14 protein-coding genes and 3 pseudogenes are annotated in these 14,724 nt (G+C 55.5%); 13 read left to right on the top strand and 4 right to left on the bottom strand.

The window, feature by feature from the left end; all coding sequences use genetic code 11:
- The first annotated feature begins 69 nt into the window (after positions 1–69).
- The 5 genes from A7P96_RS03815 (at position 70) to A7P96_RS03835 (ending at position 3,785) form a co-directional block, all read left to right on the top strand.
- On the top strand, positions 70–567 hold the full coding sequence (locus A7P96_RS03815) for a YbhB/YbcL family Raf kinase inhibitor-like protein (RefSeq protein ID WP_067524870.1): 498 nt from the start codon (positions 70–72) through the stop codon (positions 565–567).
- Between the two features lie 329 nt (positions 568–896).
- Positions 897–2,114 (top strand): uracil-xanthine permease family protein, encoded by a 1,218-nt coding sequence (locus A7P96_RS03820; RefSeq protein ID WP_067524872.1) that lies wholly within the window; start codon positions 897–899, stop codon positions 2,112–2,114.
- Between the two features lie 117 nt (positions 2,115–2,231).
- Positions 2,232–2,756 carry a DUF3465 domain-containing protein gene (locus A7P96_RS03825; protein WP_067524873.1) on the top strand — a complete coding sequence of 175 codons (525 nt, stop codon included), beginning with the start codon at positions 2,232–2,234 and terminating at the stop codon, positions 2,754–2,756.
- Between the two features lie 88 nt (positions 2,757–2,844).
- Positions 2,845–3,417, top strand: a complete 573-nt coding sequence (locus A7P96_RS03830; protein ID WP_067447173.1) for an RDD family protein — start codon at positions 2,845–2,847, stop codon at positions 3,415–3,417.
- A gap of 20 nt (positions 3,418–3,437) precedes the next feature.
- Positions 3,438–3,785 carry a DUF1841 family protein gene (locus A7P96_RS03835; protein ID WP_067524876.1) on the top strand — a complete coding sequence of 116 codons (348 nt, stop codon included), beginning with the start codon at positions 3,438–3,440 and terminating at the stop codon, positions 3,783–3,785.
- Between the two features lie 281 nt (positions 3,786–4,066).
- Here A7P96_RS03835 and mgtE read toward each other — a convergent pair whose 3' ends face one another.
- Positions 4,067–5,488, bottom strand: a complete 1,422-nt coding sequence (gene mgtE / locus A7P96_RS03840) for a magnesium transporter (protein WP_067524877.1) — start codon at positions 5,486–5,488, stop codon at positions 4,067–4,069.
- A 435-nt stretch (positions 5,489–5,923) separates the two neighbouring features.
- On the opposite strand from mgtE, the gene A7P96_RS03845 reads away from it, so the two are divergent.
- From A7P96_RS03845 to A7P96_RS03870, 8 genes and pseudogenes are all read left to right on the top strand, one after another.
- A complete protein-coding gene (locus A7P96_RS03845; RefSeq protein WP_067524925.1) occupies positions 5,924–6,304 on the top strand; it encodes an NADH-quinone oxidoreductase subunit A in 381 nt (126 codons plus the stop codon).
- Positions 6,211–6,426, top strand: a pseudogene (locus A7P96_RS11480) (NADH-quinone oxidoreductase subunit B); the annotation flags it as partial. The gene A7P96_RS03845 and the pseudogene A7P96_RS11480, both read left to right, overlap by 94 nt.
- A pseudogene (locus tag A7P96_RS11485) lies at positions 6,420–6,539 on the top strand (NADH-quinone oxidoreductase subunit C); the annotation flags it as partial. The pseudogenes A7P96_RS11480 and A7P96_RS11485, both read left to right, overlap by 7 nt.
- Positions 6,540–6,608: 69 nt before the next feature.
- Positions 6,609–6,755 carry a DUF2818 family protein gene (locus tag A7P96_RS11160; RefSeq protein ID WP_231863629.1) on the top strand — a complete coding sequence of 49 codons (147 nt, stop codon included), beginning with the start codon at positions 6,609–6,611 and terminating at the stop codon, positions 6,753–6,755.
- Between the two features lie 95 nt (positions 6,756–6,850).
- The gene (gene miaB / locus A7P96_RS03855) at positions 6,851–8,176 is read left to right on the top strand and encodes a tRNA (N6-isopentenyl adenosine(37)-C2)-methylthiotransferase MiaB (RefSeq protein ID WP_067524881.1); all 1,326 of its coding nucleotides are present in this window, start codon (positions 6,851–6,853) and stop codon (positions 8,174–8,176) included.
- Positions 8,177–8,314: 138 nt separating this feature from the next.
- Positions 8,315–9,806: pseudogene (locus A7P96_RS03860) on the top strand (subtype B tannase).
- 19 nt (positions 9,807–9,825) lie between these two features.
- On the top strand, positions 9,826–10,284 hold the full coding sequence (locus tag A7P96_RS03865; protein WP_067524883.1) for a hypothetical protein: 459 nt from the start codon (positions 9,826–9,828) through the stop codon (positions 10,282–10,284).
- Positions 10,285–10,458: 174 nt separating this feature from the next.
- Complete coding sequence (locus A7P96_RS03870) at positions 10,459–11,796, top strand: NCS2 family permease (RefSeq protein ID WP_067524887.1); 1,338 nt, start codon at positions 10,459–10,461, stop codon at positions 11,794–11,796.
- A 386-nt stretch (positions 11,797–12,182) separates the two neighbouring features.
- On the opposite strand, the gene A7P96_RS03875 is transcribed toward A7P96_RS03870, so the two are convergent.
- From A7P96_RS03875 to A7P96_RS03885, 3 genes are all read right to left on the bottom strand, one after another.
- The gene (locus tag A7P96_RS03875) at positions 12,183–12,548 is read right to left on the bottom strand and encodes a hypothetical protein (protein ID WP_067524889.1); all 366 of its coding nucleotides are present in this window, start codon (positions 12,546–12,548) and stop codon (positions 12,183–12,185) included.
- Positions 12,549–12,737: 189 nt separating this feature from the next.
- A complete protein-coding gene (locus A7P96_RS03880) occupies positions 12,738–12,986 on the bottom strand; it encodes a hypothetical protein (protein WP_067524891.1) in 249 nt (82 codons plus the stop codon).
- A gap of 299 nt (positions 12,987–13,285) precedes the next feature.
- Positions 13,286–14,695 carry a leucyl aminopeptidase gene (locus tag A7P96_RS03885; RefSeq protein ID WP_067524893.1) on the bottom strand — a complete coding sequence of 470 codons (1,410 nt, stop codon included), beginning with the start codon at positions 14,693–14,695 and terminating at the stop codon, positions 13,286–13,288.
- Positions 14,696–14,724 lie beyond the last annotated feature (29 nt).

Genomic DNA, 14,724 nt, shown 5'->3' on the forward strand with positions numbered 1-14,724 from the left:
GCTGGTGAGTTTGTGATATGTGCTTTAATTTGCGGTTATAATTAGCTTGTCCAACCACAGGAGAACACCATGAAAGTCAGCACTTCCGCCATCCAAAACGGCGCATTCGCCGACCGCTTCGGCAAACGCGGCAGCCAATTCAGCCCCAACGGCATGCCCACTTATTCCATCCCGTTTGAAATCAGCGATGCCCCGCCCGGAACCCAATCTTTCGCTGTGGTGTTGGAAGACAAAGATGCCATTACTGCCAGCGGCTTCGTGTGGGTGCACTGGCTGATTGCCGACCTCACCCGCACTTTTGTGCCGGAAAACGACAGCCAAACGGCCCAAGATTATGTGCAGGGCGCCAACAGCTGGGCCAGCGTGCTGGGGCAGCTCGATTTGGAAGAAGCCTCCGCTTATGGCGGCATGGCACCGCCCAACTGCCGCCACCGCTACGAATTGTTTGTGTATGCGCTCGACACCAAGCTCAACTTGCCGCAAGGTTTCCGCTACAACGACCTGCACTTCGCCATGCGCGGGCATATTCTGGCCGAGGCCTATGCAGTGGGCACTTATGATGTGTGAGATGAAGTGGTAAACAAAGGCTACCTGAAAACGCAATGCAGTTTCTGCCAAGCTAAAAGTTTCAGGTAGCCTTTTGTATGCCTACGTGTGGGGACACAGTGTGTTCCTACCGGCTTCAGGTAGCCTCCAAACGGCATGGCAGGCTACCTGAAAACTATATGGCGGATTCACTTGGCTTGGGTTACAGCATTGTCTTGCCTTCCCTTTTGCCGGAGTGGTTTGGAGCCAGCAGGATTTTCATATTTTCAGGTAGCCCAAGCGATGCGGACGCACAGGCTCTCGGGTATAATCAAGTCCGTTTTGCCGACTGAATTTTTCGAGGAGGAGACATGTTCCAATCTTTTAAAACCGCAGTGGCGGGGGCGCAGATTTTGTTTGTGGCCTTCGGCGCAATGGTGCTGGTGCCGCTGCTCACGGGGCTGAACCCGGCGATGGCGCTGTTGGGCGCGGGCATCGGTACGCTGCTGTTTCAGGTGCTGACCGGCCGTAAGGTGCCGATTTTCCTGGGTTCGTCGTTTGCGTTTATCGCGCCGATTATCTATGCCATGCAGGAATGGGGCATGGGCGGCACGATGTTCGGGCTGTTTGCAGCGGGCTTTATGTATTTTGTGTTTGCCGCGCTGATTAAGTATTTCGGGCTGCCGGTGGTCAACCGTTTGCTGCCGCCGGTGGTGATCGGGCCGGTGATTATGGTGATCGGGCTTTCGGTGGCGGCGGTGGCCGGCAATATGGCGATGGGCCGGGCGGGCGGCAATCAGGTGTTGGATTACACCCATTCGCTGCTGCTCTCCGGCTTTACCTTTGCGGTAACCGTGATGGTGGCGGTGTTCGGCAGCAAGATGATGAAACTGGTGCCGATTTTAATCGGGGTGGCGGCGGGCTATTTGATGGCCCTGGCCATGGGCATGGTGGATACCGCGCCGATTGCGGCCGCGCCGTGGTTTGCCGTGCCGCATTTCCATTCGCCGCAGGTGAATTGGCAGGCCGCGCTGTTTATGCTGCCGGTGGCGATTGCACCGGCGATTGAGCACATCGGCGGCATCATGGCCATCGGCAAGGTAACCGGCAAGGATTATGCCGCCGAGCCGGGGCTGCACAGAACGCTGGCCGGCGACGGCTTGGGCGTGTGCGTGGCCGGCCTGATCGGCGGCCCGCCGGTAACCACTTACGGCGAGGTAACGGGCGCGGTGATGCTCACTAAAAACAGCAATCCGGCCATCATGACTTGGGCGGCCATCTTTGCCATCTGCATGGCATTTTTCGGCAAATTCAATGCTTTCCTGGCCTCGATTCCACTGCCGGTGATGGGCGGGGTGATGATTCTGCTGTTCGGCACGATTGCTTCGCTGGGGCTGAAAACGCTGATCGACGCGCAAGTAAACCTAATGCAGCCGAAAAACCTGGTGATTGTGAGCTCGGTGCTCACCGTGGGCGTGGGCGGCATGGAAATGAAGCTGGGCAGTTTCAGCTTTGCCGGCGTGGGCTTGTGCGCGTTGCTGGCGATTCTCCTGAGCCTGCTCTTGCCCGATGTGCGGCACGACGATTAATCTGTTTGAGGCTACCTGAAAACGGAGTTTCCGAAGGAAGCTGAGTTTCTGCGAAGCTAAAACGCCGCTTCCGCAAGCTCAAACTTTCAGGTAGCCTGCTAACTAATTCAAACAACAATGAATAAGAAACAAAACAAATGGCTGTGGCTCTTGGTGTTGCTCGGCATCGCCGCCTATTTCCACTTTGCCGAACAGCCAAAATCCAAGCCGAAGCAGGGCGCGGCACAGCCGCAAACCGCCGTAGTCGAACAGGCGCGTGTACCACACCGAAACGCTGCCCAAGCTGCTGCCAAGCCAGGCGCGACAGACGGCGCCGAACTGATTGCCCAAGCCTTTGCCGAGCAGCGCAGCGATGTGCAGGTGAGCGGCAGCGGCAAAGTGCACCGCACCCTGCCCGACGATACCCAAGGCTCGCGCCACCAGCGTTTCATCATGAAGCTCTCCAACGGCCAAACCGTGTTGGTGGCGCACAATATCGACCTCGCCCCGCGCATTCCGCGTTTGCAGCGCGGCGATACGGTGGGCTTTTCCGGCGAATACGAATACAACGCCCAAGGCGGCGTGATCCACTGGACGCACCACGACCCTGCTGGCCGTCATGCGGATGGCTGGTTGGAGCATAATGGTCAACGGTATCAGTAGCAGCATTCAGGCTACCTGAAAACGGCAGGAGACAGGTTTTCAGGTAGCCCCGTAAGCAAACCGTCAGACTAATCAGAAAGGAAAAATTATGCGGGATTTTCGTAAACCAAACTTCAATAGTCAGATAGGCGAAGAGATCAAACAAGTTTTCCGTTCCGCCGTTTTGGAAGACGAACCGTTTGACGAAGACGGCATCAATGTAGAGCTGGCGGCGCCGTGGCGGCGGATAGCTGCAGCAGCATTTAACCTGTTGATGCTGCTGCTGTTTACCATCGGTGTCGGCTTTATTGTTGGCCTAGTCGGCAGCCTATTTGGCAGCAATTTCGGCAACCCTGCCCTCATCGGCTATGGCGCGATGCTTGCCTATGTGATCGGGCAGGCCATGTTGATGGCCAATAGCGGGCAGAGCCTGGGCAAACGCATTATGGGCATTCGCGTGATTAGCGAAGACGGCAGCGAGCCCAGCTTGGTGCAATACCTTCTATTGCGCGAAGCCGTCATTCTGCTGCCGTTGGCCATCTTGCTGAAATTCATCCCGCTTATCGGTGGCATGCTATCCTTGGTGGTGGCCGCTGCCTGCATCCTTATGATGTTTATGGAAGACGGCAACCGCCGCACTGGGCAGGATATGTTGGCCAAAACCTTGGTTATCCGTGATTAGGCGCCAAAGGCTAGCTGAAAATGTATGATGTAAACACACACGACGTACGCCGCTTTTTTGCCGACGTATGGCGGCAATGCCTTGCCTCGCTGCACCTTTCGATACAGGAACAGAGCGACATCGACCAACCGCCCGGCATCCGCGCCATCCACCACAAGCTGCAAGGCCGCTATGCCGGCGACTGGGTACGCGCCGAACACGATATGATGGATGCGCTGGCCGAAACCATCTGGAGCGCGCAGCGCAACGGGCAGGGGCTGGATGTGAACCTCTATATGACCCGTCTGCGTCGGCTGGTCGGCTTGGGGCAAGAAGACCAGGCGCGTCTTAATCCGCATGAGGTGGCAAAGATGGAAACGGGGCATTAGCCAGCTGTATTGAGTTAAAGAGAAAGGCTACCTGAAAGAGCCGCGAGGTTTCAGGTAGCCTTTTTTAATTGAAGTGGCTATCGCCGTATGGTGGAGGATAACTAAAATACTTATTTCTTCATGCCGTGTTGGCTCGTCTAGCCGTACTACTTAGTGCTGCCTACGAACCACCGCCGTGTATGAAAAAACATCATTGTTGCAGCTATAAGTTTTCTGTCGCTAAATTTTTCAGGTAGCCTTTGTGTGGTAGGAAAAGGCTACCTGAACATTTGAGCTTGATATTAAAGCAAAAAGATTGTAGCCAGCCCGAGGAAAATCAGGAAGCCGCCGGAGTCGGTAACGGCGGTAATCAGCACTGAGCTGCCCAGTGCCGGATCGCGGCCGAGTTTATCCATGATTACTGGAATCAGCACGCCCACGGTGGCGGCGAGCAGCAGGTTTAGCGTCATGGCGGCTACCATCACCAGGCCGATACCGATGTTTTTATACAGCAGCCAGGCCACCACGCCCATCACGCCGCCCCAAATCACGCCGTTGATCAGCGCCACTCCCACTTCTTTGCGCAGCAGATGCAGCGCCTGGCTACCTGAAAGCTGCCCCATGGCCATGGCACGCACGATCATGGTGATGGTTTGGTTGCCGGAGTTACCGCCGATGCCGGCCACAATCGGCATCAGAGCGGCCAGGGCGACAATTTGGGCAATGCTGCCTTCGAATGCGCCAATTACACGGCTGGCGAGGAAGGCAGTGCAGAGGTTGATGGCCAGCCACATCCAGCGGTTTTTCACGGAATCAAGTACGGGGGCGAACAGGTCTTCGTCTTCTTGCAAACCGGCCATGTTCAACATATCGGCTTCGGTTTCTTCACGAATCACGTCCACCATTTCGTCCACGGTCAGGCGGCCGATGAGTTTGCCATCGGCATCGGTTACGGGCGCGGTTACCAAGTCGTAACGCTCAAACGCCTGTGCGGCTTCTTCGGTATTGTCTTCAGGGCGGAAGCGCACAATATCGTGCGCCATGATGTGCTCGACGATTTCGTCGGGGTCGGCCACAAGGAGCTTGCGGATGGGCAACACTCCTTGCAAGACGTCGTTTTCGTCGACCACGAAGATTTTGTCGGTGTGGTCGGGCAGGCTCTCGAAGCGGCGTAGGTAGCGCATCACAACTTCGCAGGTAACATCGGCACGGATGCTCACCAGTTCGAAGTCCATGATGGCGCCCACTTGGTCGTCGGCAAACGACATGGAGGCCTGTACTTTGGCGCGTTCGTCTTCATCCAATGATTGCAGGGCTTCGGCCACGACTTGGCGCGGCAGGTCGTCGGCCAGCTCGGCCAAGTCGTCCACGTCCATGTCTTCCACGGCAGCCAGGATTTCCTGCCGCTCCATGTTTTCAATCAGAGATTCGCGGACAGCATCAGATACTTCAAGCAGAATAGTGCCGTCGCTCTCCGGTTCAACCAGTTTCCACACCAACAGGCGCGATTGCAGCGGCAGTGATTCGAGTACGGCGGCAATATCGGCTGGATGCAGCTCGTGCAGAATTTCGATGAGTTCGGCCAGGCAGCTGTTGAGATAGGGATTATCCAGCACGCTGTCGGGCTGGATGGTGTTGGACACCGGCAGCAGGGCATCGGCCAGTTCGTGAATACGGCCGGTGTCGATCTGCGGTTGTTCGGAAGAGGGCAGTAGGGTAGGCATGCGCACTCCTTACCGTGCATCACGGTAATGGCGCACGGGAGAAATCAGGAAGAATAAATAAGGGAAAACAAAATCGGATGGGAACCGGAAGGATCCATAAGTTTGGCGCCCCAATCTGGCATCAATAGCAAACCAGCGTATTCTACACGTTTTTGCACTGAGGCGACAAACTGCTTTCAGGTATCCTGCGGCAGGGAAATCATGCGCTATATCCATACATTTTATTGGCCAAACTTATGATATTGATTTAAATCAAAACTCTGTAGAGAGATGTAATTCTTACCATCACTATTTTAATATCGAAAATTATTATCATTATAATATAATGATAATATTGTGCTTTTTAGCCTGTTTATTTTGAATGCGGAAAAAAATTTGGTTACAATGCGCGTTGGTTTTACCTGCATTTTTATGTCTATCTTCAGAGTGCAAACCATGTTGGCTAACTATTTTCCCGTTTTTGTCTTTATTTTGGTCGGCCTGATTGCCGGCGTGCTGTTTATCCTGCTCGGTACGCTGCTGGGCACCAAGCGCCACTATGCCGAAAAAGACCAGCCGTTCGAGTGCGGCTTCGAGGCGTTTGAAAACGCGCGTATGAAGTTTGACGTGCGTTATTACTTGGTGGCGATTTTGTTCATCCTGTTTGATTTGGAAGTGGCATTTATGATTCCGTGGGCAGTGGTGTTCAAAGATTTGCTGGCTCAGTCGGGGCAGTTTGCCTTCTGGTCGATGTTTGTCTTCATCGTCGTGCTCGGTGTGGGTTTTGTATACGAGTGGAAAAAAGGAGCGCTGGAATGGGAGCAGAATGCATTCTGAATTAAAGGGTTTCATCATCCCCAGTGGGGATACTGTGCTCAACTATGTGTGCATTGGTTCGCTGTGGCCGGTAACCTTCGGCTTGGCTTGCTGCGGTGGAGATGACACACGCCGGTACAGCATCGTCTTCGAAAATCATCCCGACTTGTGCCACATCCTTGCCAACTACGGCTTCGTTGGCCACTCCTTCTGCAAAGGCTTCTCTATTTCCGGTTATGTCGAAATGCGTTTCGATTAAATCGAAAGACGCGTTATGCACTAAAAACATTCTAAACCGACATTGGGCAGGGCGATGACTGCGGCCATGTATCTGCTGTTGCTGGTGGCCTTGGTGTGTGCCAACCTGCCGTTTGTTATGCAGCGCTGGTTTGGCCTCAAAAGGCTATCTGAACTTCTTCGATTTGGCAGGAGTTCAGGTAGCCTTAAATCATACTACATCATTTTGTTTTAACTCCGCCTTTTCATTCTGAGGCGCACTGCGTATAATGCCGCCTCCGCAAACCATCAGCCCCGCAATTACGGGACACCTGAAAGAAGAAACAAACCATGAAAAAAGTCTATATCCGCACCTTCGGCTGCCAAATGAACGAATACGACAGCGACAAAATGCTCGCCGTCCTCGCCGAAGGACACGGCGGCATCGAGCAGGTTGCCGAGCCGGACAACGCCGACATTATTCTGTTTAACACCTGCTCCGTGCGCGAAAAAGCGCAGGAAAAAGTGTTTTCCGACCTCGGCCGCATCAAACCTATCAAACAGAAAAATCCCAATGTGATCATCGGTGTGGCAGGCTGCGTCGCCTCGCAGGAAGGCGCAGCAATTATTGAGCGCGCGCCTTATGTGGACGTGGTATTCGGCCCGCAAACCCTACACCGCCTGCCCAAAATGATTGTGGATAAAGAAACCACCGGCCATTCGCAGGTGGATATTTCCTTCCCCGAAATCGAAAAATTCGATCACCTGCCCCCCGCCCGTGTGGACGGCGGCAGCGCGTTTATCTCCATCATGGAAGGCTGCTCCAAATATTGCAGCTTCTGCGTGGTGCCCTACACACGCGGCGAAGAATTCTCCCGCCCGCTGGGCGACGTGCTCACCGAAATCGCCGGCCTGGCACAGCAAGGTGTGAAAGAAATCAACTTGTTGGGGCAGAACGTGAACGCCTATCGCGGCGAAATGGATAACGGCGAAATCTGCGACTTCGCCACCCTGCTGCGCATTGTCCACGAAATTCCCGGCATCGAACGCCTGCGCTTCACCACCAGCCACCCGCGCGAGTTTACCGACTCGATTATCGAGTGCTACCGCGACCTACCTAAGCTGGTGTCGCACCTGCACCTGCCGATTCAGAGCGGTTCCGACCGCGTATTGAGCGCAATGAAACGCGGCTACACCGCCTTGGAATACAAATCCATCATCCGCAAACTGCGCGCCATCCGCCCCGACTTGTGTCTGAGCAGCGACTTCATCGTCGGCTTCCCCGGTGAAACCGAGCGCGAGTTTGAGCAAACCCTGAAGCTGGTGAAAGACATCGCCTTCGATTTGAGCTTCGTCTTCATTTACAGCCCGCGCCCCGGCACGCCCGCGGCCAACCTGCCCGACGACACGCCGCACGAAGAAAAAGTGCGCCGCCTCGAAGCGCTGAACGAAGTGATCGAGGCCGAAACCGCCCGCATCAACCAAACCATGCTCGGCACGGTGCAGCGCTGTTTGGTGGAAGGCATCTCCAAAAAAGATCCCGACCAGCTCCAAGCCCGCACTGCCAACAACCGCGTGGTGAACTTTACCGGCGATGTGTCGCTCATCAATCAAATGGTAGAGATCGAAATTACCGAAGCTTTTACCTTCTCGTTACGCGGCGAGTTGGTGGAGTAAATAACAGGCTACCTGAAAAACGCATCCATAGATTTTAGTTTCATAGAAACCAGTCATCTTTCGGAGACTCGTTTTCAGGTAGCCTGTTAGCATTTTAGGCGTACAATCACACTTTTCGAGCATGTAGAAAGGGATGACATGATGAAATTCAAACCCACCCTGTTGGTCGGTATCTTAGCGTTGGCTTGCGGCAGCGGCATGGCACAAACTGAGCAGGCCGGGCAAGTACATAGCCTCGATTTCCGTACTCAAACCTACACCCGCCAAAGCACCGTAGTGAACGGCCAAACCGTGGCTTATCGTGCTTATGAAAATATCGTGTATGTGGCTAATCCGGCCGACAGTGCTTATCAAACCATCAATATCTACATCCCCGAAGCCTATTTCAGCGGTGGCAGTATCAACGGCTACACCGCGCAAACCTCGCCCATCTTCCTGCCCAACCAAATCGGCGACTATATGCCGGCCAAAGCCGGTGTGCCGGGGAAGGGTGGTTTCGGCCCAAGCAAAGAAGGGCAGGTTGACGCCATGCAGGTTGCTTTGGCCAGAGGCTATGTGGTGGCCTCGCCCGGCGCGCGTGGCCGCACCGCCGCCACCGGCAAAGCGCCTGCTGCCATTGTCGATTTGAAAGCAGCCGTGCGTTATTTGCGTTTCAACGATGCGGTGATGGCAGGTGATGCTGAAAAAAATCATCTCTAACGGCACCAGTGCGGGCGGTGCTTTATCTGTGTTGCTCGGTGCCAGCGGCAATCAAGCCGACTACGAGCCCTATCTGCAACAGCTTGGTGCCGCTCCGACCAAAGACCATATTTTCGCCGTTTCCGCCTATTGCCCGATTTCCATTTTAGATCATGCCGATGCTGCCTATGAATGGCAGTTTAACGGCGTGAATGACTACCAAAAAATGGATATTTCCATGATCGATTACCATGTTGAACGCAAATTGGTAAACGGCACGCTCACCAATGAGCAAATCCAAATTTCAGGTAGCCTTAAAGCCCAATTCCCAGCCTATGTGAACAGCCTGCGCCTGCGTGATCCGCAAGGCCGGGTACTGCGGTTAGACGCGCAGGGTAACGGCAGCTTTAAAAACTATGTTGCCTCCTTCCTGCGCCGCTCGGCCCAAAGCCAGCTGGATGCAGGCAAAGACTTGAGCAGCCGCAACTGGCTCACTATCCGCAACGGCAAAGTGAGTGCCGTGGACTTTTCCGCCTATGCCCGTGCCGCCGGCCGCCAGAAAACCCCGCCCGCTTTCGATGCGCTGGATTTGAGCAGCGGCGAAAACCAACTGTTCAGCACCGCCACCACTGACAAACAGCACTTCACTGCCTTCTCCTATCAACACCGCGCCAATGCGCAAGCCACCTTGGCCGACCCGCAGGCGGTGAAGCTGATGAACCCGATGCACTACATTAGCCGCCACACCGCGCCACAGCATTGGCGTATCCGCGTTGGCACTGCCGATAGCGATACCTCGCTGGCCATAGCCGCCATCCTCACCGCCAAGCTGCAAAACAGCGGCAAACGGGTGGATTTCGCCCTGCCGTGGGACGTACCGCACAGCGGCGATTACGACTTAGACGAACTGTTTGATTGGATGGATAAAACCGTACGCCGGCCGCGCGGCTAACCACTGAGGCTACCTGAAAATGATGAAGCAAATGATGGCGGCCACATTATCGCTATGCTTGCTTGCGCCAGCTTATGCAAAGGATGCCGAAAGGCTTGATCAGTTGGTGTTTGCCCGGCAGGCACGGATGGCCGCCCAATATTTGGGTGAGCAGGCATCCAGCCTGGTAGTGGATCACTTTCTTGCCATGACGCCGGAACAGCAGAGCGAGTTCGACCGACTACTTGCCGATAAGCAGCAGGCGGCCCGCTGGGAAAGCGAAATGCGCGGGCAAGTGATGCAGCAGTTTGTTGGCTATATTGCGCAATGCTATGCGGAAAATAAAGCAGATTTATGCGCTTATCGTGATATTGCCGGACGGAGTATCATGCGCAAAGCGCTAGAGCAGTCAAACGACAAACAGCCGATTATGCCGCTACACGAGCAAACGCAATCTTGGATAACCAGCCACCAACAACAGGCTGTCGAAACAGAATAGATTGCCGAATGGATGGCGCGGTTAGCCTTGCATCCCGGCAGCAAAGATTGATAGCAGATAGTTTTCAGGTAGCCTTCCGCAGGCAACCCTTGAGGCTATCTGAAAATAAAACCGGAGCTTAATCCTGCAAGAACCCTTTATCTCAACCCTTTTCCCAACCACACTTGAAACATCATGCAATCCTTTCTAGACCGTTATTTCAAACTTTCCGAAAACAAAACCACCATCCGCACCGAGCTGATGGCGGGGCTCACCACCTTCCTCACCATGTGCTACATCGTCGTGGTGAATCCGCACACCCTGTCGCAGGCGGGGATGGATTTCGGCGCGGTATTTGTGGCCACTTGCATTTCCGCCGCCATCGGCTGCCTGATTATGGGCGCGCTGGCCAATTATCCGATTGCGCTGGCACCCGGCATGGGGCTGAATGCCTATTTCACCTTCAGCGTGGTCAAAGGCATGGGTGTGCCGTGGCAGGTGGCGCTGGCAGCGGTGTTTGTGTCTGGCATTATCTTTATTTTGTTCAGCTTTTTGAAAGTGCGCGAAATGTTGGTGAACGCGCTGCCGATGAGCCTGAAAATGGCGATTGCCGCCGGTATCGGCCTGTTTTTGGCGCTGATTGCGCTCAAAGGCTCGGGCGTGGTAGTGGGCAATGAGGCCACGCTGGTGCACATGGGCGAATTCCGCCTGCCGGTGGAAGGGCAGCCGGGCGTGTATACGCCGAATTGGCCGATGCTTTTGGCACTGCTGGGCTTTTTCATCATCGTGGTGCTGGATTATTTCCGCGTGCGCGGCGCCATCATCATCGGCATTTTGGGCGTTACCCTGCTGGCGGTGCCACTGGGGCTGACCCGCTTCGAGCGCGTGGTGTCGGCCATTCCCAGCATGGCGCCCACCTTTATGCAGATGGATTTCAACCATCTGTTTTCAGGTAGCCTGATTGCGGTGATTTTCGTATTTTTCCTAGTGGATTTGTTTGATAGCACCGGCACGCTGGTGGGCGTGGCGCACCGTGCCGGCCTGTTGGAAAACGGCAAGCTGCCGCGCTTGAAAAAAGCCCTGTTTGCCGATTCCGTGGCCATCGTGGCTGGGGCGGCTCTGGGCACTTCCTCTACCACGCCTTATGTGGAAAGCGCCTCCGGCGTGGCTGCGGGCGGCCGCACCGGGCTTACTGCCGTTACCGTGGGCGTGCTGATGCTCGCCTGCCTGTGGTTTTCACCGCTGGCCGAAGCCGTGCCCGCCTTCGCCACCGCGCCGGCACTGTTGTATATCGGCATCCACATGATGCGCTCGGCCACGGAAATCGACTGGAACGACATGACTGAAGCCGCACCCGCCTTTCTCACCATGGTGTTTATGCCGTTTTCCTATTCGATTGCCGACGGTATCGCCATGGGCTTCATCAGCTATGCCTTGGTGAAACTGTGCTGCGGCCGATCCCGCGATGTACCGCCGATGGTGTGGGGTGTAGCCGTATTGTGGGCATTGAAATTCTGGTTCTTAGGCGCATAAGGCAGGTTTGAATATTGGAGAGAAAAGGCTACCTGAAAAATTTCAGGTAGCCTTTTTGTATGTGTGGCAGAAATGAGAATGCGGGGGCGCTGCTGGTGGGTTTGCGCCCGTTTGGGGTGCGCTGGCTTGAAATGGCTGATGAAAAGTTTGCGGTTCAGGATAGAAAGACTACCTGAAAACATTTTGCTAATAGTCAAGAAGCTACCTGAAAGATCTAGCTTGGTTGAAGCTATGCTTTCAGGTAGCCTGTTTTTATAGCCTTGTATAGCCAATCAACTTAACTTCCAATACCGCGTTGGCTCATCTTGCCGTACTAGCTGTACTGCCTGCAGCTCGCCGCCTTGTATCGATTGTCATTTAATTGGCTATAGCCACATCTGTCTGAATCAATCATAACGGCGGCACTGAATATCCGAATCCGTGCAGAAAATCGCATTTTGCTCAGCCTGGCAGGCGCGGCGGACTTGGGCGCGGGCAAGGCCTTCATTGTGGCTGGTGGCCTCATAGGTTTTGCGGAACGGGGTAACGCTGCACACATAAGCAGTATTGCGGCCTGCCCGGTGTTCAATGATGACTTCGCGCACGCCGCTGTTGCGGGCAGACTGATTGCGCTCCAGCACGGCGATACGCGCTTCCAAACTGGCAATGCGCCGCTCTAGCGTGCTAATACGCGCAGCATCATCGGCCGGTGCGGCATAGAGCGCAGTGGGCAGGGCGGAGAGGGCAAGTAGGAGGGGAAGTAGTTTTCTCATGAAAATCCTTGAGTTGTGAAGGGAATTATATTTCAGGTAGCCTTTCGGGATGGGATACTACCTGAAAAATGGAAAATAAAACAGAGTGGGTGTAAATAAATGAGTTTAGTGTTTTCCTGGCATGGGAGAATTGAAGCCACCCTACCGGTTTGGGCAACGCTTCAGTTTGGTAGGCGGCGGCAGGGGGCATTATGTCATTTCTTTGCCGGTTTGGTCGTCGATTTGGGTTTGAGGCATGGTGTCGGTGTCAAGGCTGTCGATGTGCGGAGTGATGGTTTTGGCCTGGTGATCACTATCGAGGATGATGGCGATGCGGTGCTCTATGTTGCGGAGCTCAGGATCGTTGCCGATGGCTTGGCGGATGGCAGCATCGTGCTGCGGGCGGGCATGGCTGCTATTCCAGATGAAGGTTGGGGTGTCGTTGGACAATTTGGACAATTAGGTGCCGTTGTCGCTTTGCCGGGAACCGAAGTTGAGGCCTTAGCGGCGGAAGGTATAGTCGCCGATGCAGCCGGCGTGGTGGTTGAGGCGTAGGGTGAGACTGTCGGTAACGGTAGCGTAGATGTCGGGGTATTCAGTGATGCAGCGCCAGTGGCCGCCGAGTTGGGCTTCGTTGATAGGTGCAGCATGGGCGGCACTGAGGGTGGCAGTGAGGATAAGGTTGGTTTGGTGGGAGTTAGGTTTCAGGTAGCCTGCTTCTTGCCACAGCAGGCTACCTGAAACTTATGGCTGCTGCTTTACACGCCGGCTAGGTTGCAGAGGTATTGCCATAAGAGCGGAACGGGGCGGCCGGTGGCGCCTTTTTCTTTGCCGGATTTCCAGGCAGTGCCGGCGATGTCGAGGTGCGCCCAGGGTTGCTCTTTGGTGAAGTGGGCGAGGAAGGCGGCGGCGGTGAGGGTGCCGGCGGGGCGGCCGCCGATATTTTGCAGGTCGGCAAAGTTGGATTTGAGCTGCTCACTGTATTCTTCAAACAAGGGCAGCTGCCAGGCTTTGTCGCCGCTTTGGCGGGCGGCTTCGAGCAGGCTGTTGGCCAATTCCTGATTGTTGGCCACCAGGCCGCTGGCGGCGCTGCCCAGCGCGATGACGCAGGCGCCGGTAAGGGTGGCCACGTCGATGAGGGCGGCAGGCTTGAATTGGGCGGCGTAGGTGAGGGCGTCGCACAGGATCAGGCGGCCTTCGGCATCAGTGTTGAGGACTTCGATAGTGGTGCCGTCCATGGCGGTTACAATATCGCCGGGCTTGTTGGCGGCGGCATCGGGCATGTTTTCGCAGGCGGGGGCAACAGCGATGAGGTTGATGGGCAGTTTGGCGCGGGCGGCGGCAATGAAGGTGCCGATCACGCTGGCGGCGCCGCACATGTCGAATTTCATTTCGTCCATTTCGGCACCGGGCTTGAGGGAGATGCCGCCGCTGTCGAAGGTTACGCCTTTGCCTACCAGTACGACGGGCGCGGCGTTTTTATCGGGCGCGCCGAAGTAGGAAAGCTCGATTAAGCGCGGCTCTTGGGCGCTGCCTTTGGCTACCGACCAAAATGATCCCATGTGTTCGCGGATGTAGTCTGCCCCGATGATTTTGGCGGATGCGCCTGCGGCTTGGGCTTCGGCGCGGGCAGTGTCGGCCAAATAGGCGGGTGTGCAGATGTTGCCGGCGGTGTTGCCGAGGTCTTTGCACAGATTGATGCCGTACAGTAGGGCTTGGGCGCGGCCGAGCGCATCTTGGGCGGATTTATCGGCCGCGGGGGCGTAGAAATCGGCTTGCTGCAGGGCGGCGGGTTTGGCGGTTTTTTTGAAGCGGTCGAAACGGTATACGGCTTCGCCCAGCGCGGTAGTGAGCACATTGAGAGTATCGGCCAATTCGGCGGCGGAGAAGGTGCTTAAGTCGATGGCAAGCACGGGCTGTTTCTGTGCCCAACCGGCGGCATGGCGGAAGGCTTTGGCCAGCGTGTCGCGCCCTGTATTGTCGAGTTTGAGCACGGCGGTGTCGGCAAAGCCACCGTTAACGGGAATGCGGGCGGCGGCAAAAGGTTCGCTTTCGGTGAGCGTGCCGTAGAGCAGGGCGGCGGTTTCATCGGCCGGTGCGGCGGTGCACAAAAACAGGCGGGCGACTTGGTTGGCGGGCAGTGCGGCGGAGTATAGATGGAATTGCATGTTGATCCTTGGCTTGATTAGGGTGGAAA

This window comes from Eikenella sp. NML03-A-027, from assembly GCF_001648395.1.
GTDB lineage: Bacteria > Pseudomonadota > Gammaproteobacteria > Burkholderiales > Neisseriaceae > Eikenella > Eikenella exigua.

Coding starts and splice junctions, on each gene's coding strand:
- miaB (WP_067524881.1), top strand. CDS start 6,851: ATGAAAAAAGTCTATATCCGCACCTTCGGCTGCCAAATGAACGAATAC.
- A7P96_RS03820 (WP_067524872.1), top strand. CDS start 897: ATGTTCCAATCTTTTAAAACCGCAGTGGCGGGGGCGCAGATTTTGTTT.
- A7P96_RS03870 (WP_067524887.1), top strand. CDS start 10,459: ATGCAATCCTTTCTAGACCGTTATTTCAAACTTTCCGAAAACAAAACC.
- A7P96_RS03830 (WP_067447173.1), top strand. CDS start 2,845: ATGCGGGATTTTCGTAAACCAAACTTCAATAGTCAGATAGGCGAAGAG.
- A7P96_RS03885 (WP_067524893.1), bottom strand. CDS start 14,695: ATGCAATTCCATCTATACTCCGCCGCACTGCCCGCCAACCAAGTCGCC.
- mgtE (WP_067524877.1), bottom strand. CDS start 5,488: ATGCCTACCCTACTGCCCTCTTCCGAACAACCGCAGATCGACACCGGC.
- A7P96_RS03865 (WP_067524883.1), top strand. CDS start 9,826: ATGATGAAGCAAATGATGGCGGCCACATTATCGCTATGCTTGCTTGCG.
- A7P96_RS03875 (WP_067524889.1), bottom strand. CDS start 12,548: ATGAGAAAACTACTTCCCCTCCTACTTGCCCTCTCCGCCCTGCCCACT.
- A7P96_RS03845 (WP_067524925.1), top strand. CDS start 5,924: ATGTTGGCTAACTATTTTCCCGTTTTTGTCTTTATTTTGGTCGGCCTG.
- A7P96_RS03815 (WP_067524870.1), top strand. CDS start 70: ATGAAAGTCAGCACTTCCGCCATCCAAAACGGCGCATTCGCCGACCGC.
- A7P96_RS03825 (WP_067524873.1), top strand. CDS start 2,232: ATGAATAAGAAACAAAACAAATGGCTGTGGCTCTTGGTGTTGCTCGGC.
- A7P96_RS11160 (WP_231863629.1), top strand. CDS start 6,609: ATGTATCTGCTGTTGCTGGTGGCCTTGGTGTGTGCCAACCTGCCGTTT.
- A7P96_RS03835 (WP_067524876.1), top strand. CDS start 3,438: ATGTATGATGTAAACACACACGACGTACGCCGCTTTTTTGCCGACGTA.